This is a genomic window from Pseudomonas sp. NA-150 (genome assembly GCF_044336365.1).
Lineage (GTDB): Bacteria > Pseudomonadota > Gammaproteobacteria > Pseudomonadales > Pseudomonadaceae > Aquipseudomonas.
In genome coordinates this window covers 2,062,893-2,081,217 of sequence record NZ_CP172305.1, presented here as the reverse complement: position 1 = coordinate 2,081,217, position 18,325 = coordinate 2,062,893, and the positions used below count along the sequence as shown (strand labels likewise).

The following is an 18,325-nucleotide window of genomic DNA, read 5'->3' as shown; positions in this document are numbered from 1 at the left end:
CCTTACTCCACAAACAGGGTGGCGGGTTGTTCGAGCAAGCCACGCAGGGCTTGGATGAATTGCGCCGCGTCCATGCCATCGACCACGCGATGATCGAAGGAGCTGGAGAGGTTCATCATCTTGCGAATCACGATCTGGCCTTTGATCACCACCGGCCGCTCAACCATGCGGTTGACGCCGACAATGGCCACTTCCGGCAGATTGAGCACCGGCGTGCTGACGATCCCGCCCAAGGCGCCGAGGCTGGTCAGGGTGATGGTCGAACCGGACATTTCATCGCGACTGGCTTTACCGCTGCGCGCGGCCGTGGCCAGACGCGCGATTTCTTCGGCGTTGGCCCACAGGCTGCGGGATTCGGCGTGACGCACCACCGGCACCATCAAGCCGTTGTCGCCTTGGGTGGCGATGCCGACATGCACCGCGCCGTGGCGGGTGATGACTTGCGCTTCGTCGTCGTAGCGCGCATTGATTTGCGGGAAATCCCGCAGCGCCACGACCATCGCCCGCACCAGGAACGGCAACAAGGTCAGCTTGCCGCGACTGGCGCCCCACTTCTCGTTAAGTTGCACACGCAACTCTTCCAGTGCGGTGACGTCGATTTCTTCGACATAGCTGAAGTGTGCGGCGCGGCGTGTAGCATCTTGCATGCGTTGGGCAATCTTGCGACGCAGGCCGATCACCGGGATTTGCTCTTCATCGGTGCGTGCGGAGTACGCTGCGACGGGTGCCGGAGTGCCTTGGGTCTGCTGCTCCAGGTAAGCGTCGATATCTTCGTGGCGGATCTGCCCGGCAGGACCGTGGCCTTGCACCAGACGCAACGCAATCCCGGCGTCCAGAGCACGCTTGCGTACCGCTGGCGACGCCAATGGGCGCTCGTCGGTCTGCCGCGTAGAGCGAGCTTCCAGTGAGCGCTTCACACCCGCCGCCGATGCCGTGGTATGCGGTTTGACGTCGAGCACCGGCGCGGTTTCAACCTTGGGCTGAGCGACCGCAGCGGGCACGACAGGTGCTGCCTGAGCACTTTCTTTCAGGTTGCCAGCGCCTTCGACTTCGATGCGAATCAGCTCACTGCCGACCGCCATCACTTCGCCCGGCTGACCGCCGAGGGCGATGACCTTGCCCGCCACCGGCGACGGAATATCCACCGTGGCTTTGTCGGTCATCACATCGGCGACCACCTGATCTTCAACGATCATATCGCCGACTTTAACGAACCATTCCACCAGTTCGACTTGCGCGATGCCTTCGCCAATGTCCGGCATTTTAATGACATGCGTGCCCATTTAAATCTCCATAACCCGTTTCAAAGCCGCACCCACGCGGGATGGGCCAGGGAAATACGCCCACTCTTGAGCATGGGGATACGGGGTATCCCAGCCGGTAACGCGCTCGATGGGCGCTTCCAGGTAGTGGAAGCAATGTTCCTGAACCAACGCCACCAGTTCCGCGCCAAAACCACAGGTGCGAGTCGCTTCGTGAACCACTACGCAACGCCCGGTTTTCTTCACCGAGTTGACGATGGTTTCCAGGTCCAGCGGCCACAGGCTGCGCAGGTCGATCACTTCCGCATCGACGCCGGTTTCTTCCGCCGCCACTTGCGCGACATACACCGTGGTGCCGTAGGTCAACACCGTGACAGCGCTGCCAGGGCGGGCGATCGCGGCCACATCCAGCGGCACTTTGTAGTAGCCATCGGGCACGGCGCTGGCCGGGTGTTTCGACCATGGCGTTACCGGACGGTCGTGATGCCCATCGAACGGGCCGTTATACAGGCGTTTCGGCTCGAGAAAAATCACCGGGTCATCGTTTTCAATCGAGGCGATCAATAAGCCTTTGGCGTCATACGGATTGGACGGCATTACCGTGCGCAAACCGCAGACCTGAGTGAACATCGCTTCGATGCTCTGGCTGTGGGTCTGGCCACCATAGATCCCGCCGCCGCAGGGCATGCGCAGGGTCATCGGCGCAGTGAACTCGCCGGCCGAGCGATAGCGCAGGCGCGCTGCTTCGGAAATGATCTGGTCTGACGCCGGGTAAACGTAATCGGCAAACTGGATTTCGGCCACCGGGCGCAAGCCATAGGCGCCCATGCCCACGGCGACGCCGACAATCCCGCTTTCCGAGATCGGCGCATCGAACACCCGCGAGGTGCCGTATTTGGCTTGCAGGCCTTCGGTGCAGCGGAACACACCCCCGAAATAACCCACGTCCTGACCGAACACCACGACGTTGTCGTCGCGCTCAAGCATCACGTCCATGGCCGAGCGCAGGGCCTGGATCATGGTCATGGTGGTGGTGGTCATGGCGGTTTCCAACTGGATATTGTTGTTGTGATCGTTCATGTCAGATCCCCAACTCTTGACGCTGGCGTTTCAAGTGCTCCGGCATCTCTTTATAGACGTCTTCGAACATGGTCGCGGCGCTGGGCGTCTGCCCGCCGGCCAAGGTGCCGTACAGCTCAGCTTCTTTCTGCGCGGCGATGATCTCGGCTTCGAGTTCGGCGCTGACGCTGGCGTGTTCCTCGTCGGACCATTGACCGATGGTGATCAGGTGCTGCTTGAGGCGCGCAATCGGGTCACCCAACGGGAAGTGACTCCAGTCATCGGCAGGACGGTATTTCGACGGATCGTCGGAGGTCGAATGCGGACCGGCGCGGTAGGTCACCCACTCGATCATGGTCGGACCCAGGTTGCGCCGCGCACGCTCTGCCGCCCAGGCCGACGCGGCGTACACTGCGACAAAATCGTTACCATCGACACGCAACGAGGCAATGCCACACCCGACGCCACGCCCGGCGAAGGTCGTCGCTTCACCACCGGCAATCGCCTGGAAGGTGGAAATCGCCCATTGGTTGTTGACCACGTTGAGGATCACCGGCGCGCGATAGACGTGTGCAAAGGTCAGTGCGGTATGGAAGTCGGCCTCAGCGGTAGCACCGTCGCCAATCCAGGCCGATGCGATCTTGGTATCGCCCTTGATCGCCGAGGCCATGCCCCAGCCCACCGCCTGCACGAATTGCGTGGCGAGGTTGCCGGAAATGGTGAAGAAACCATAATCACGCACCGAGTACATGATCGGTAATTGCCGGCCTTTGAGCGGGTCGCGTTCGTTGGACAGCAACTGGCAGATCAGGTCCACCAGCGGCACTTCGCGGGCCATCAGGATGCTTTGTTGGCGGTACGTCGGGAAGCACATGTCGGTGACATTCAGCGCCAGCGCCTGTGCGCTGCCGATTGCCTCTTCGCCGAGGCTCTGCATGTAGAACGACATTTTTTTCTGACGCTGAGCGACCACCATGCGGTTGTCGAAGATCCGCGTCTTGAGCATGGCACGCATGCCTTTGCGCAAGATCTCTACCGGCACGCCTTCAGCCCACGGGCCCACGGCCTGGCCTTCATCGTTGAGGACCCGGATCAAGCCTTTGGCGAGGTCAGCGGTATCAGCGGGTTCGACATCGATGGGTGGTTTGCGCACCAGGCCGGCGCCGGTCAGTTTCAGGTAGGAAAAATCGGTCTTGCAGCCGGGACGGCCGGAGGGTTCAGGAACGTGCAGGCGCAGTGGTTCGTATTCGGTCATGGCTTTCTCTACGCTCGGTCTTGTCTGATATTTTGTTGGGCGTTGGAGCAGTGCTATCTGTTGGACCAGGATTTCAAGAATCTTGTCCTACACAAATCATATTCCTCAGCGTAGAGAATATTTTTCTGAAGTGGGTTGCGCTGAAGGCTATTTAGAGATAAATATTCTGCATAACCACAAAAAACAGGTGCTTTTATCTCATGCGCAAGCTGGATCGTACTGATGTCGGGATTCTCAACAGTCTTCAGGAGAATGCCCGCATCACCAATGCCGACCTCGCACGCTCGGTAAACCTGTCTCCTACCCCGTGCTTCAACCGAGTCAAGGCCATGGAAGAGCTGGGGCTGATCAAGCAACAAGTCACCCTGCTCGACCCTGATTTGCTCGGTTTGCACGTCAACGTCTTCATTCACGTCAGCCTCGAGAAGCAGGTGGAAGAAGCGCTGCACGTGTTCGAAGACGCCATCGCCGACCGCCCGGAAGTGATGGAGTGTTATTTGATGGCCGGCGATCCGGACTACCTGCTACGAGTGCTGGTGCCGACCATTCAGTCGCTGGAGCGCTTCATGCTGGACTTCCTGACTAAAGTCCCCGGTGTGGCCAACATCCGTTCGAGCTTTGCCCTTAAACAAGTGCGCTACAAAACCGCGCTGCCGCTGCCGGCCAATGGCTTGAACCTGGAAATCTAGAGCGTAAACCGATGAAGCACTCCCTTGCCTCGCGACTGCCCGCACCGCTGCGCAAACTGCTGCGACCGCTGCTTGACCCCTACCGCCGCTACCGCCACGCCCGGGTGATCCACGCAGTACGTGTGTCACTGGGCCTACTGGCGACAATTTTGCTAACCACCGGGATCAACCTGCCCCACGGCGAATGGGCGTCGATCACCATGCTGGTGGTGATTGGCGGCCTGCAGCACCACGGCAACATCGGCAAAAAAGCCAAAGAGCGAGCCTATGGCACGCTGATCGGTGCCGGGGTCGGGCTGCTGTTGCTGTTGCAACACGCGTACTTCGGCCTGCCGATCGTGACGTATCTGAGCATCTCGGTGGTCTGCGGTTTCTTTGCGTACCACGCGATTGGCAAGGGCGGTTACACGGCGTTGCTGTCGGCAATCACCGTGTTCATCGTCGTTGGCCATGGCGACAACCCGGTAGCGGACGGGCTGTGGCGGACCGTGGATATCCTGATCGGCAACGCCCTGGCCCTGGCGTTCTCCTTCGCCCTGCCGCTGTATGCGGTGTTCTCCTGGCGCTACAAACTGGCCAGCGCGTTGCGTGATTGCGCGGCGATTCATGGGCGGATCATCAGTGGACAGTCGGTGACCGATGATGACTATACAAAGCAGGTGAGTCAGGTGAACGGGGCGATGGTGCAGTTGCGCTCGTTGATGCCGTCGGTGTCCAAGGAGGTACGGATTTCGGTGACCGAGCTGGATGCGATTCAGCGTAATTTGCGGATGTGCATCAGTACGCTGGAGATCCTTGCCAATACACGGCCCGGCGGTGAGGTGATGGCGCAGTTGCAGCTGTCGCTGAAGGCAGAGCATCGGCAGATTCGGGTTCAATTGATAGGCATGGCAAGGGCGTTGCAGACCGGGATCTCCGAACGCCTTGAGCGCAAGGTTGCGGGGGTTGAGAAGGATGATTTGTTGCAGGAACCGGTGTATTCGGCGCTGGATGGCTATCGATTGTTGACCCTGCAACTGGCGGCGAATGTGGATGAGATGCGCGGTCGGTTGGCGCAGAGTTCGGGGCGGTGGAGGATTTGACTTTTGAAAAGTCAAAAGCCGCCTCCCTGTAGGAGCTGCCGAAGGCTGCGATTGGCATTCAAACGCAGCGACCGGTTCCTCCGAATGCGGTTCAGATCGATCGCAGCCTTCGGCAGCTCCTAGGTGTTTACCGTCTCCGGCGGATCAAACGCCGTCACCACCGGCAACTCCCCCACCCACAGCTCAATCTCCACACTGGCGGTCTGCGCCGAACACCCCTGCGACAACAACGAAGCCCGCACGTCATCGGTCACCACATTCGGATTGCCGTGTTTCTCCAGACTCCCATGCCCACCCCGCAATAGCGGGTCATACCAGGCCCCGGTGGCAATTTGCACCACGCCCGGGCGGATTCCGTCACTGACGATCACCCCCGCCAAAAACGCCCCGCGCTCGTTGAAGACCCGCACCACATCACCCGCCTCAATCCCCCGCGCTCGAGCATCGTCGGTATTCAGCGTCAACGGCTCGCGCTGGCGAATTTTCGACGCCCGACTGTAAGCCCCATGATCGTACTGACTGTGCAACCGCGTCTTCGGCTGGTTCGACAACAACTGCAATGGATACCCGGCCACGGGCTTGTCCAGCCATACCGGATGCCCCGGACAATCGGCGTAACCAAACCCGGCAATCCGCTCGGAGAATATCTCGATTCGCCCCGACGGCGTCGGCAACGGGTTCGCCAGCGGATCATCGCGAAAGCCTTTCAACAACACCGTTTCCTCGGCCGGAAACGCCACCTCAAACACCCCCTCACGCCAGAATCGATCAAATTCCGGCAACTCAACCCCGTGTTCACTGGCCCGCCCCCGCGACTCGTCGTAGATATGCCGCAACCACGCTGACACGTCACGCCCCTCGGTAAACGCAGCGCCCTGCCCCAGGCGTTCGGCCAGTTCGGCAAAGATCCGGTAATCGTCCCGTGACTGCCCCACCGGCTCGATGGCTTTGTGCATGGCGATCATGAAGCGGTCTGAACTGGCACTGCCGATGTCGTCACGCTCAAGGGCAGTGGTCGCCGGCAGGACGATGTCGGCGTACTTGGCCTGCGCCGTCCAATACTGCTCGTGAACGATGATGGTTTCCGGACGGTGCCAGGCGCCGATCAAACGGTTGAGGTCTTGATGATGATGAAAGATATTGCCGCCTGCCCAGTAGATCAGGCGAATGTCCGGATACGTCTGGCGCTTGCCGTTGTAGTCAAATGTCGCGCCGGGGTTGAGCAACATGTCACTGACCCGTGCCACCGGAATGAAGTCTTTGACCGGGTTGAAACCTTGGGAAAAGCGTGGCCCGGAGAACGCCTTGCGGCCGCTGCCCGTATTGTTCATGCAGCCATAACCCAGGCCGAAACCGCCACCGGGCAAGCCAATCTGGCCGAGCAAGGCGGCCAGGGTCACGGTCATCCAGAACGGTTGTTCGCCGTGCACTGAACGCTGCAGCGAGTAGGCGATGTTGATCATGGTCCGCTTGCGCGCCATGCGTCGGGCGAGGTCAATGATGTCGTGGGCGGCGATGTCCGTCAGGGCTTCGGCCCAGGCCGGGGTCTTCGCTTGGCCGTCGACAGTGCCCAGTAAATACTCGCGAAAATGTTCATAGCCCACGGTGTAGCGCGAGACAAAGGCGGCGTCATGCAGCCCTTCACTGATCAACACATAGGCCAGCGCCATCATCAACGCGGTATCGCTGCCAGGCCGCACCGGTAGCCATTGATTGCGCGCGGGGCCGACCAGATCCTCGCGCAGCGGGCTGACATTGACGAACTCCACCCCGGCTGCGGACATGTTCTCCAGCGCGGTGCTCAGCAGGTGGTCGCTGGCGCCCCCCGGACTGGTCTGGGCGTTCTTCGCCGGCAACCCGCCGAAGGCCACGAACAGTTCGCAATGCTTGGCCAGGTTGCTCCACGAGGTGTGCGCAGCGAGCAGCCAATCCATGTTGCCGACGATGTGGGGCATCAGCACCCGCCCGGCGCCGAGACTGTAGCTGTCGGTGCTGAACACGTAGCCGCCGAGGGTGTTCAGAAAACGATGCAGCTGGCTTTGCGCATGATGAAAACGCCCGGCGCTGCCCCACCCGTAACTGCCGCCGAAAATTGCCCGGTTGCCGTATTGATCCTTGACCCGCCCCAATTCCCGAGCCACCAGGTCCAGTGCAACCTCCCACGACACCTCGACAAACGGCTCCTGCCCGCGAAGCTCGCGGTGGCTGCCAGGGTTTTCAAGAAAGCTTTTGCGAACAGCCGGGCGCATGATCCGCGTCGGTGAGTCGATGGCACCGGCAATCGAATCGCCAATCGGCGACGGATCGCGGTCCCAGGACACCGGCTGCATACCTTCCAGCTTGCCGTTGCGTACCTGCGGGCGGTAGGCGCCCCAGTGCAGCGAGGTGAAACTCATGAAGCGATGACCTCCCGGGTCGTTTCGCCCAAACCAAGCAGCCCGAGAATCTGTTGCCGTAGTTGCACTAGATAAGGATCGTCGCGCCGACGCGGATACGGGCGTTCGACGGTCAACTGCGCCTGAATCCGCGCCGGGCGCTCGCTGAACACAATAATCCTATTCGCCAGCAGCAACGCTTCCTCAACGTCATGGGTCACCAGCAAGGCGGTATAGCCCTGACGTTGCCACAGCTGAGTCAGCTCAGCCTGCATGGCGATGCGCGTCAGCGAGTCGAGCTTGCCCAACGGCTCGTCGAGGATCAACAATCGCGGCTCATTGACCAACGCCCGCGCCAAAGAAACCCGCTGCGCCATGCCGCCGGACAATTGATGGGGAAACGCACGGGCGAACTGCCTAAGGCCGACCTTGGCCAACGCCGCATCGACCCGGCCCTTTTCGCCCTTGAGCAGCCCCCTGGCTTCAAGGCCGATGGCGACGTTGTCCCAGACCCGGCGCCATGGGTACAGCGTTGGGTCCTGAAACACCACCACGCGGCTGGGGTCCGGACGTTTGATGGCTTCGCCGTCGGCCTGCAGGCTGCCACTGTCTGCCGGTTCAAGCCCGGCGACCAGGCGCAGCAAGGTCGACTTGCCGCAACCCGACGGCCCCAGCAAGGCGACAAACTCGCCGGGGGCGACATCCAGCGATACCCGATCCAGCACCGGCAGCTTTTGCCCTTCAAGGCTGAAGGCGTGGCTGAGGTTATCGATGCGCAACGCCAGCCCGGCCGGCGTTGCCTGTTGTTTCAGCGCTACCATTTCATCGCTCCTTTTTGCCAGGCCAACAGACGATCACGCACGATGAACAAGGCCGAAATCAATCCTGAACACGCCAGCGCCATCAACAGCAGTGCGGCGTACATGTTGGCGTAGGCGGCCCAGCCCTGGGCCCATTGCAAATACCAGCCAATACCGGACTTGACGCCCATCATCTCAGCCACGACGAGCGTCGAGAACGACGCACCGAGGCCCATGAACAAGCCGACGAAGACATGCGGCAACGCGGCGGGGATCGCCACGTTGAAAATCAGAAAAGACGGTTTCGCGCCCAGGGTGCGCGCGACGTCGTAATAGGCCGTGTCGACGCTGGCCACACCCGACCAGGTCAGCACCGTCACCGGGAACCAGGTGGCCAGCGCGATAAGGAACACGCTGGCGCTCCAACTGCTGGGAAACAGGAAAAAACACAGCGGCAGCAACGCCGTCGACGGCACAGGGCCTAGAATCCGCAACACCGGATGCAGCCAGTAACCGAGGGCCCGCGACCAACCGATGGCGACCCCAGTGGTAAAACCGCTGATCGCGCCGAGCAACACCCCGCTGCCCAGCAACAACGCCGAATGCCACAGGCTATCGAGCAGGCGCGGCCAGTCCTCGACGTAGACATCCAGCAAGGCTTGCGGTGGGGCGAAGAACGGCACCGGCAGCCAGCCGAGCTTGGCGGTCAGCAACTCCCAAATGCTCAACAGGATCGGCAAGGCGATCAACCATGGCGCCGTGCTCCGCAGCCGTTTGGCCACGCGCGGCAGCCAACGTCCGGCGACGATCAACACCACGATCACCGCCGCCAATCCGAGAAACAGATTGGCCAGCCCTTGGGTCATCGGCCAGTTACGCGTGGCATTGGCAACGTGTGTGGTCAGCCAGGCCGCCGCGACCCAGCCCACCACCGACAGAATCGGTAAACCCGACCCTCGCGTCCAACTGACCCGATCGGTGCCGGCACTGGTCGCAACCGCCGTTTCAACTGAAGACATCGGCAGTGATCTCCTTGGCAAAGGCTGCCGCGTCGGTGCTCTGACGAATCACCTCGACGGTTTTCAGGTCCTGCACGTAGGTCTGGATTTCCGAGGTCAACACCGCACCGACCGCGTGGTGGCCGTGGGTGTGATCGTGAAGAATGCCCTGCACTTCTTCGGCCGTAGTATTCAGGGCGAATTTCTGAAACCCGATCGCCACGGCTTCCGGGTGCTGTACCGCATAGTCGTGGGCTTCGAGAATCGCCTGGTTCAGCGCCGCCACCACCTGTTTGTCTTCGCGCACCAACTTGCCCGTCACGCCGACCACGCAGCAACTGAGGTTGGCGTATTCATCCACCAAATTGCTCGACAGCTCCCGCGCCTGGCCAGACTTGATCAACCGGTACATGAACGGATCACTGCCGCTGATGGCCTGCACTTCGCCCTTGTCCAATGCGCTGCCGAGCAAGTCCGCCGGGTACAGTCGCCAGTCAACGTCGCGCTGCGGATCGATGCCATGCTTTTTCAGCAAGATGGAAAAGAAATTGCGATCCGGACTGGCCATGTCAGTGACGCCGATGGTCTTGCCCTTGAGCTCCTCAAGGCTGTGCAGCGGGCTGTTGGCCGCGCTCAACAAACGCAGGCAACCGCCGTGGGTACCGGCAGTGAGCTTGACGTCGAAACCCTGCTCCAACGCCTTCAACCAACGCAACGCCATGCCGACCCCGGCGTCTGCCTTGCCGGTGGCAATCGCTTCCAACAACACCTCGGTGGAGTTGCCGAAGTTGACGAACTCAACGTCGAGGTTGTGCCTCTTGAAGAAGCCTTCGCCATGGGCAATGACGATGGGCGCCAGGCACACCGCGTTCAAGTTGATCGCGAGCTTCAACGAACGCGGCTGGGCCAGCTTGATGAACTCCCCGGTCCCGCCCGGCTCTGCGCCCTGGTGTCCGGCGTGCTCATCCTCGGCCCAACCCAGCCGGGGCAATGACAACAGAAACGGGCTGGCCAAGGCTGCACCGGTGAGGCCGAGCATGCGCCGGCGGGACAAGGTTTCGAACGAGGCCATGGTGGTTTCCTGTACCTGGTAACGTGGATTGAATCAGCGAGAGGCTTGCGCCGGTTGCACGGCCTGCCCAAGGGCGGCGTGGAACGAGTCATCGAAAATGGTCGCCGCCGGGTAGGTTTTGGTCATGCCGGTCTGGGTGAAGAAGTCGATGGTTTGCTGCGCACCACTGATGACTTCTGGGCTGACCGGCGCGATGCTGATCTGCGAACGGGCGAACCAGATGCGCGCCACCTCGGCATCGGCTTTGGTCACACTGGCCCAGGCGTCGGCGTAAGTCCGGGTGTGTTGCGCATCGCTGAGGGACCAGGCACGGGCCTGCTGCAAGCGATGCAGGAAATCGTTGATCTCGGCGCGTTTGTCCTTGATCGCAGGGTCACTGGCGACGATGAAACTCTGGGCCGGAATCAAGCCTTTGGCGCTAAGGATGACGCGGCCACCCTGACGTTCCTGCTGGGTCACATAAGGGTCCCAGGTCGCCGTGGCGTCGATCGAACCACCGTCCAGAGCATGGGACGCGTCGAGGGCGCTGAGGTAGCGGTAGTCCACCGCATCGCGCGGCACCCCGGCCTTATCGAGTGCAGTGAGGATCAGTTGCTGACTCCACGAGCCTTTCCAGATCCCCACGCGCTTGCCAGCGAGGTCGGCCACGCTTTTGATCGAGGAGTTTTTCGGCACGACGATGGCGACCCCGTCGAGGTTCTGCCGCGAGACACCGATGACCTTGATCGGCGCGCCGAGTGCGCCCATGAACCGGCGCATCACCCAATAGGCCGACATCGAGGTTACCGGTGTTCAAGGCTTCGGCCACGGGCGAGCCGGAGGTGAACTGCTTCCATTCCAGGGTATAGGGCAGATCCTTGAGCACCCCGGCCGCTTCCATCACGGTACGGGCGCTATAGCTTTGGTCGCCGACCACCAGACTGTCGGCCTGGGCTTGCACGCTGGCAACCAAGGCAAAGGCCAGGCTCAACAGGGTTCGTGGGAAGATGCTCACGTTCGGTCTCCAAAGGCCCATACAGAGCCGGTCACAGAGTGATAACCGGGTCCGCGCGTGCGGTGACCGACAGCGTTTTTAATAACTTTTAAGACGGGTTTGTCTTTGACTTAAAACCATAACACTGGATCTTATATAAGATAAATTCAGTTTTGATCTAACCTAATATGCGAATTGCCGTATGGATTTACGGTGGATAATTGAGGGTTTCCAGGTGTATCAGGGTCGCCGCCTTCGCCAACACGTTGGCTCCCGCAGTGAATCCGAGTCTGGAGCAGGGTCTGCGGTAGACATAGGTCCGTGAAAGTTACAGACAACCAGCACTGGACAGCCGGGCTACACATCTGGAAAGTGGTCTGCAACGGACCTGAAGGGTGACTTCCAATACCCTCCATTCATGCTTGCCAGCCTCGGGGAAGACTCATGACCAGCGAACGCGCTCTCGATAATCTGTTTCCCACCGCCACGGAAATTCCGGAAAACTTCCGCTTCGCCGACCCGATCGAACAACGCGAGTACCTGGTCGATGGCGCCTTGCGCACCTGGGACGGGCCGCTCGCGCAAGTGCGCAGCCCGGTGTACCTGAAAACCGACCAAGGCGATCAACAAGTGATCCTCGGCAGTACGCCACTGCTCGACGGCGAAACCGCGCTCACAGCGCTCGATGCCTCGGTTCGCGCCTATGACAAAGGTCAGGGCAGTTGGCCAACCATGCGCGTCGCTGAACGCATCCAGCATGTGGAAGCCTTCCTCGGGCGCATGCGCGAACAGCGCGGCGCCGTGGTCAAGCTGCTGATGTGGGAAATCGGCAAAAGCCTCAAAGACTCGGAAAAAGAATTCGACCGCACCTGCGATTACATCGTCGACACCATCGGCGCGCTCAAGGAACTGGATCGCCGCTCCAGCCGCTTCGAGCTGGAACAGGACACCCTCGGCCAGATTCGCCGCGTACCGTTGGGCGTCGCGCTGTGCATGGGCCCTTACAACTACCCGCTGAACGAAACCTTCACCACGCTGATTCCGGCGCTGATCATGGGCAATACCGTGGTGTTCAAGCCGGCCAAATTTGGTGTGTTGTTGATTCGTCCGCTGCTGGAAGCCTTCCGCGACAGCTTCCCGGCCGGCGTGATCAACGTGATCTACGGCAGCGGCCGGGAAACCGTCAGTGCACTGATGGCCAGTGGCAAGGTCGACATCTTCGCGTTCATCGGCACCAACAAGGCCGCCAGCGACCTGAAGAAACTGCACCCCAAACCACACCGCTTGCGCGCGGCCTTGGGCCTCGACGCGAAAAACCCCGGCATCGTGTTGCCTGAAGTCGACCTCGACAACGCGGTCAATGAAGCGGTCACCGGCTCGCTGTCGTTCAACGGCCAACGCTGCACCGCATTGAAAATCCTGTTCGTCCACGAAGATGTGGTCGACAGCTTCATCGAGAAATTCAACCGCAAACTGCAAACGCTCAAGCCGGGCATGCCGTGGGAACCGGGGGTTTCGCTGACGCCGTTGCCGGAAATGGGCAAGACCGAATACCTCAGCGGCCTGGTCGCCGATGCGGTTGCCAAAGGCGCAAAAGTGGTCAATGCCCATGGGGGTGAGATCCGCAGTTCGTTCTTCTACCCGGCGGTGCTGTACCCGGTCAGCCCGCAAATGCGGGTGTACACCGAGGAGCAGTTCGGGCCGGTGATACCGATCGTGCCGTATCGGTTTCTCGAGACGGTGATCGATTACGTGCTTGACTCGGACTTCGGTCAGCAACTGAGTATTTTCGGCACCAACTCGACCCAGGTCGGGCGTCTGGTGGACACCTTTGCCAATCAGGTCGGGCGCATCAACATCAACGCCCAATGCCAACGCGGCCCCGACACCTTCCCGTTCAACGGCCGCAAGAACTCGGCCGAAGGTACGTTGTCAGTACACGATGCGTTGCGGGTGTTTTCGATTCGAACCCTGGTGGCGACCAAGTTCCAGGAGACCAACAAGGAACTGATCAGTGAGATCATTCGTAACCGTGAGTCGAGTTTTTTGACGACCGATTATATTTTCTAAAGTGATAGGCAGTGCAAACCGCGTGAATAGAAATACGTTAAAACGACAATGGCTGGCGGCCTCGATATTGGCCGCCTGTCTTGCGCCGCTGGCCGGCTGCACCCACCACCCTGCCGCCGTGGAGGGCTCGAGGTGCTACGCCACGGCGATGCCGACCGTGGGCGAAGGCGGTTTGGCCTGGGGTGATAATCAGAAGACCGCGCGCACCTCTGCGCTGGACAACTGCGAGCGTTACGCAGGCCGGTCAGGGGGAACGCCGGGGACGTGCAGGATTGTCGAGGCGCGGTGTAAGTAAGGGGTCTGTTCCAACAAGTTGGCGAAGGGCTTGATGCGACGTATCAGGCACACCGCCATCGCGGGCAAGCCCGCTCCTACAGTGATATTTGAGATATGGATATTCAAGAGCACCTGGCGCAGTTGGAAAGGCAACTTCAACAACGCATGACACCCGTCACCGAGCATGAAGTGTCAAACCTCATTGCCGATGACTTCGTTGAGTTTGGCGCCAGTGGCCATGTCTGGAGTAAATCAGATGTCATAGACGGCTTGAAAAATGAAGAAATTATCGGCCGGTCTATCAGTGATTTTTCCGCCAAACAGCTGGCAGAGAAGGTCATGCTCGTCACTTACCGCTGCCACAACCATGCCTCCGCGCTGAGGTCCGATTGCTGGTCATTAAGAAGTTCGATCTGGACTCTGAAAAATGGTCACTGGCAGATGACCTTTCATCAAGGAACCCCGCTGGTCTGCGCTGATATCTCTGCAATCTGAACCGGCTTCTTCGCAGGCAAGCCTGCCACAGTGGGTCTATATCAGGCACACACCCTGTGATCTGCACAAAACCTTGTAGGAGCTGCCGAAGGCTGCGATCACTCTAAATCGCGAAGGCCGTGCCGGCCTTATCGCAGCCTTCGGCAGCTCCTACAGGGGTTGTGTTGTCAGCCTGTTACTTCAGCACAATCAAGCGCTGCACGCCCTCCTCCGATTCTATGCCGTGGGTGTCGTGGGTGAAGCCTGGGAAGGATTGGTCGAAGCTTTCCAGTGCCTTCAGGTAGCTGAGGTACGGGCCGTCGGCCGTGCCCATGTTTTCGCCGGGCATCAGCAGCGGAATGCCCGGTGGGTACGGCACGATGCCGGTGGCGACGATGCGCCCCGCCGCCTGTTCCAGGGTGACGGATTCGGTTTCGCCTCGTACCAGTTTTTCGTAAGCCTCCACCGGGCTGAACTCGGCCTCGGGCAAGGTGCCGAACGCCAGGGCCATGTTCGCGGTGGTGCGGTGTTCGCCCATGGCTTTGAAGATCTGGCTGGCCAGGTCTTTCAACCCCATACCCTTGTAGCGCTGCGGATAGCTTTGCACCAGACCTGGCAACGCACGCTCCAGTTCGAGGTTTTCGTCGTAGTCGCGCTTGAAGTCGAGCAAGGCATTGACCAGCGTGCCCCACTTGCCACGGGTGATGCCGATGGAAAACAGGAACAGGATGGTGAAGTCGGTGGTTTTTTCGACCACGATGCCTTGATTGCCCAGGTAGGCAGTCAACACGCAGGCGGGTATGCCGGTGTCGAGCAACTCACCGTCGTCGCCCATGCCCGGCGTCAGCACCGAGACCTTGATCGGGTCGAGCATGCAGTAGCCTTCTTCGATATTGCCGAAGCCGTGCCAGACCTCGTTCGGGTGCAAGACCCAAGAATTCGGCTCGCTTCTCAGGAACGCCGGGGCTGCTTCGTGGAACGGCACCTGCTGCCCATTGAACTGCACGGTCGGTGGCTGCCAGCAGTCAAAGAACCATTCGTTTTTCGCCGCCCACTCATGGTGCATCTTGGAGATGACCTGGCGGAAAGCGACCGCCTCATCGATGGATTCGCCGGTCAGGATCTCGCCGCCCGGCGCTTCCATCATCGCCGAACTGACGTCACACGAGGCCATGATCGCGTAGTTAGGCGAGGTCGAGGCGTGCATCATGAACGACTCGTTGAAGCGTCCATGGGGAATCGCGCCGCGACCGTCGCGGACGTGAATCATCGATGCTTGCGACAAGGCCGCGAGCAGTTTGTGGGTCGATTGCGTGGCGAACACCGTCGGCCCCGACGGATCGTGGTCCTGCGGATTGCCGTGCATGGCAAACCGTTCGCGGTACAACGGGTTGAAGCGCGCATAGCCGTACCAGGCTTCATCGAAATGCAGGCGGTCGACACTCTCGCCCAGCAGTTTTTCCACGCGAGCGACGTTGTAGGTGAGGCCATCGTAAGTAGAGTTGGTGATGATCGCGTGCACCGGTGTTTTGTCGATGCCTTCTTTGACCAGCGGGTTAGCTTCGATGGCCTGTTTGATTGCCTCTTTGTTCAAACGCTCGGGCAGGATCGGCCCGATGATCCCGTAGCGGTTGCGGGTCGGTACCAGGTAGGTCGGAATTGCCCCGGACAAGGTCATCGAGTGTTCAGCAGACTTGTGGCAATTGCGATCGCACAAGGCGATCTGGTTGCGGGTCACGCTGGCCATCAGGATCACGCGGTTGGAGGTCGACGAGCCGTTGGTGACGAAGTAGCTGCGATGGGCACCGAACACCTTCGCGGCATACCGTTCGCCCTGACCGATGGGTCCACTGTGGTCCAGTAGCGAGCCAAGTTCACCGACGGAAATCGACAGGTCGGAACGCAGCAGGTTCTCGCCGAAGAACTCATGGAACGCGCGCCCCGCCGTGCTTTTCAGGAACGCAGTGCCACCGGCATGACCTGGGGTGTGCCACGAGTACTCATACGTCCTGGAGAACTTGATCAACGCGGCAAACATCGGCGGCAATACCGCCTGACGATAACGTTCAATGGCCGCCAAAATACGGCCACTTAAAAACGCGTAAGTGTCCTCGGGGAACCAGATAAAGTCGTCGGCATGCTGCATCACGGGCAAGGGGATGCTCGCCACCGTGCTGCGATCACTGAGCAGGAACACCGGCACGCGGGTATTACGTGCGCGCAGTTCGTTAAGCAGGTTGATGCAGGCTTCTTTGCCCTGACTGCGATCGCAATCCCAGTTTACTAACAGACACTGGATCGCCGAATCCGAGCGGACAATGCTGACCGCATCGTCGAAACCTTCCGTGGTCAGCACATTGATGCCACGGCCTTCCATGTCCTCGATCAACTTGCTCAGCGAACGATCAAAGATATTTTTTCCGCCTGGTGCGGGACTGACAACCAATGCAAGCATGCCCAATGGGCGCAGATCCTGGCTCATTGCAAAACCTCCCTGTTAGTAATGATGACGGGTTGATCACTCGCGGTAACCGTTGCCCCCGGATTCTTCAGCTTCACTGATTCCAACCGCATCAAGCGGGTATTGACCGTGCCGAACAAGGTGTAGCCAATGATGATGGCGATACCGCCAAGCATCAGTGCCTGAGCACCGGAACTGTACAGCGCAAGGTAGCTGTAAGCCGCTGCCACCCACGCGACGACGTTGGCCAACATCCGCTTGCTGAGGGGGATGTTGTTGACGATTTGCATGGTTTGCAGCGCGGCCATACAAAGGATGTAAGGGACCAGGTTGGTAACCACCGCCAGGTTGGTCAGGGCGGTAAATTGCGCCGAGAGATCCGGGCTGATGGTCAACAACGCCAGTGCCGTTTGCGCCGCCAACAAGATCAGCATCGCAACAATGGGCGTGCCATGCGCATTCGCTTTGCCAAAGATCGGCAAAAAGTAGCCCGTATCCGCCGAGCTTTTGAACACCTGAGCGATGGTGAATTGCCAACCCAGTAGCGAACCGATGCAGGCCAGCACCATCAAGGCCATGACCACATTACCGACCATGGGGTTGAACATTTTGGCGAACACTAGACCGAATGGCGCGGTGGACGTCACCAGGTCCTGGTTGGAGACAATCCCGGCAATCACGTTGGTGGAAACAATGTAGATCACCGCCGCACCGATGGTGCCGGCCAGTACCGCAATCGGGACGTTACGTTCGGGATTTTCTACTGCGTCCATGTTGGCGCACGCCGACTCAAGGCCGAGGAAGGCCCACAGGGTGATCGCCACCGAAGAACTGGCCGCGTGGAACCAGGTGACATTATGTGGGTTCCAGCCTTGGGCATAGATGCTGGAGTCGAACCAGAACCAACCCACGGTGGAAACTACCAATACCGGAGCGATAACCCCCCACACCGTGACCGCGCCGATTTTACCGGTGATGCCGGCACCACCAAAGTTGGCGAAGGTTGTTATCCACAATAGCGCGATAGTCGCCAACGTAATATTAATCGCACTGAGCTCCATTCCAAACAGCACTTGCAGATAGCCCACGGCGGTAATACTGATCGCCACATTGGCAATCAACAATGACAGGCCATAGGTGTAGTTGGTCATATAGTTACCGGCTTTACCGAAGGCATATTCGGAATACCCGCCCATGCCACCGGTCTTTCGACTGAGCATGCCGCAGCGCGCGAACGCATAGGCCAAGGCCAACGATCCAGTGGCCGTGACCAGCCACGAAAGAATTGAGATAGAGCCTACTTCAGCCAACTTGGTCGGTAATAGCACAATCCCTGAACCCAGCATATTGACGGCCGTCAACATCGTGAGCTGCATCACGTTCATTTTCTTTGCAGTAGCCATACCAAACTCCCTGCGGCAAGGTGAGTTTTTGAGTGTAGCGCTACTTTTTAAAACTTCCTGCTGTCAATACGGGTGT

The 18,325-nt window shown here is 59.8% G+C and carries 14 protein-coding genes and 1 pseudogene; 5 read left to right on the top strand and 10 right to left on the bottom strand.

Annotated features, from left to right (window positions below; translation table 11 throughout):
- Positions 1-2 precede the first annotated feature (2 nt).
- The 3 genes from ACF0H7_RS09980 to ACF0H7_RS09970 are packed head-to-tail and all read right to left on the bottom strand — an operon-like array spanning position 3 to position 3,576.
- On the bottom strand, positions 3-1,283 hold the full coding sequence (locus ACF0H7_RS09980) for a dihydrolipoamide acetyltransferase family protein (protein WP_397452594.1): 1,281 nt from the start codon (positions 1,281-1,283) through the stop codon (positions 3-5).
- Positions 1,284-2,342 carry an alpha-ketoacid dehydrogenase subunit beta gene (locus ACF0H7_RS09975; protein ID WP_397452593.1) on the bottom strand — a complete coding sequence of 353 codons (1,059 nt, stop codon included), beginning with the start codon at positions 2,340-2,342 and terminating at the stop codon, positions 1,284-1,286.
- A 1-nt stretch (position 2,343) separates the two neighbouring features.
- Positions 2,344-3,576 (bottom strand): 3-methyl-2-oxobutanoate dehydrogenase (2-methylpropanoyl-transferring) subunit alpha, encoded by a 1,233-nt coding sequence (locus tag ACF0H7_RS09970; protein WP_397452592.1) that lies wholly within the window; start codon positions 3,574-3,576, stop codon positions 2,344-2,346.
- Positions 3,577-3,776: 200 nt separating this feature from the next.
- Between ACF0H7_RS09970 and bkdR the strand changes: the two genes are divergently transcribed.
- Positions 3,777-4,265, top strand: a complete 489-nt coding sequence (gene bkdR, locus ACF0H7_RS09965; RefSeq protein ID WP_397452591.1) for a Bkd operon transcriptional regulator BkdR — start codon at positions 3,777-3,779, stop codon at positions 4,263-4,265.
- An 11-nt stretch (positions 4,266-4,276) separates the two neighbouring features.
- The gene (locus tag ACF0H7_RS09960) at positions 4,277-5,347 is read left to right on the top strand and encodes an FUSC family protein (RefSeq protein ID WP_397452590.1); all 1,071 of its coding nucleotides are present in this window, start codon (positions 4,277-4,279) and stop codon (positions 5,345-5,347) included.
- 119 nt (positions 5,348-5,466) lie between these two features.
- Here the strand turns inward: ACF0H7_RS09960 and ACF0H7_RS09955 are convergent, their stop codons facing one another.
- The 5 genes and pseudogenes from ACF0H7_RS09955 to ACF0H7_RS09935 all read right to left on the bottom strand — a co-directional run bounded on the left by ACF0H7_RS09955 (position 5,467) and on the right by ACF0H7_RS09935 (position 11,607).
- A complete protein-coding gene (locus ACF0H7_RS09955) occupies positions 5,467-7,743 on the bottom strand; it encodes a molybdopterin guanine dinucleotide-containing S/N-oxide reductase (protein ID WP_397452589.1) in 2,277 nt (758 codons plus the stop codon).
- Positions 7,740-8,543 (bottom strand): ABC transporter ATP-binding protein, encoded by an 804-nt coding sequence (locus tag ACF0H7_RS09950; protein ID WP_397452588.1) that lies wholly within the window; start codon positions 8,541-8,543, stop codon positions 7,740-7,742. Before ACF0H7_RS09950 ends, ACF0H7_RS09955 begins: the two co-directional genes overlap by 4 nt.
- Positions 8,537-9,541 carry an ABC transporter permease gene (locus tag ACF0H7_RS09945; protein WP_397452587.1) on the bottom strand — a complete coding sequence of 335 codons (1,005 nt, stop codon included), beginning with the start codon at positions 9,539-9,541 and terminating at the stop codon, positions 8,537-8,539. The genes ACF0H7_RS09950 and ACF0H7_RS09945 overlap by 7 nt, the downstream gene beginning before the upstream one ends.
- Positions 9,528-10,592 (bottom strand): ABC transporter substrate-binding protein, encoded by a 1,065-nt coding sequence (locus ACF0H7_RS09940; RefSeq protein WP_397452586.1) that lies wholly within the window; start codon positions 10,590-10,592, stop codon positions 9,528-9,530. Before ACF0H7_RS09940 ends, ACF0H7_RS09945 begins: the two co-directional genes overlap by 14 nt.
- Before the next feature lie 33 nt (positions 10,593-10,625).
- Positions 10,626-11,607: pseudogene (locus tag ACF0H7_RS09935) on the bottom strand (ABC transporter substrate-binding protein).
- Between the two features lie 402 nt (positions 11,608-12,009).
- On the opposite strand from ACF0H7_RS09935, the gene ACF0H7_RS09930 reads away from it, so the two are divergent.
- The 3 genes from ACF0H7_RS09930 (at position 12,010) to ACF0H7_RS09920 (ending at position 14,406) form a co-directional block, all read left to right on the top strand.
- Positions 12,010-13,635 (top strand): NADP-dependent glyceraldehyde-3-phosphate dehydrogenase, encoded by a 1,626-nt coding sequence (locus ACF0H7_RS09930; protein ID WP_397452585.1) that lies wholly within the window; start codon positions 12,010-12,012, stop codon positions 13,633-13,635.
- 22 nt (positions 13,636-13,657) lie between these two features.
- A complete protein-coding gene (locus ACF0H7_RS09925; RefSeq protein WP_397452584.1) occupies positions 13,658-13,930 on the top strand; it encodes a hypothetical protein in 273 nt (90 codons plus the stop codon).
- Between the two features lie 95 nt (positions 13,931-14,025).
- A complete protein-coding gene (locus ACF0H7_RS09920) occupies positions 14,026-14,406 on the top strand; it encodes a DUF4440 domain-containing protein (RefSeq protein WP_397452583.1) in 381 nt (126 codons plus the stop codon).
- 175 nt (positions 14,407-14,581) lie between these two features.
- Here ACF0H7_RS09920 and ACF0H7_RS09915 read toward each other — a convergent pair whose 3' ends face one another.
- Together ACF0H7_RS09915 and potE are read right to left on the bottom strand one after the other, a co-directional pair.
- A complete protein-coding gene (locus ACF0H7_RS09915; protein WP_397452582.1) occupies positions 14,582-16,867 on the bottom strand; it encodes an Orn/Lys/Arg decarboxylase N-terminal domain-containing protein in 2,286 nt (761 codons plus the stop codon).
- On the bottom strand, positions 16,864-18,249 hold the full coding sequence (gene potE / locus ACF0H7_RS09910) for a putrescine-ornithine antiporter (RefSeq protein ID WP_397452581.1): 1,386 nt from the start codon (positions 18,247-18,249) through the stop codon (positions 16,864-16,866). Before potE ends, ACF0H7_RS09915 begins: the two co-directional genes overlap by 4 nt.
- Positions 18,250-18,325: the final 76 nt, after the last annotated feature.